The following is a 277-nucleotide window of genomic DNA, read 5'->3' as shown; positions in this document are numbered from 1 at the left end:
ACACAATGTCCGGCAAGGTTTTGCTGAGTCCCTGGGTAACCAGCTGCTGGATGTATTCCGCCTGACCGGCGGGAACCGGTGTGATCTTGACCTCGACGCCCGTATCCATGGCGTTGAAGACCGCGGCATACTCCTCGAACTGCGGCACCAGGCCTTCGTTCATTCCGATGACGATGGATTCGGTCTGATCTCCGCCGCTGTCAGTGGAGCTCGCGCAGGCGGTGAGGGCAGCCGCCGATAGCCCCGCGGTGACCGCCGCAGCGACCCATCGTGTTGA

1 protein-coding gene is annotated in these 277 nt (G+C 62.5%); it reads right to left on the bottom strand.

The genetic code is table 11. The features are described from left to right. A partial coding sequence (locus SB660_RS20205) for a hypothetical protein (protein WP_410584084.1) occupies nt 1–277 on the bottom strand: 277 nt, incomplete at both ends.

The sequence above is a fragment of the Bacillus sp. SIMBA_005 genome (assembly GCF_046535585.1).
Lineage (GTDB): Bacteria > Bacillota > Bacilli > Bacillales > Bacillaceae > Bacillus > Bacillus pumilus.
Note: the sequence above shows the minus strand (reverse complement) of the source record. Positions and strands in the feature narration are given on the sequence as shown.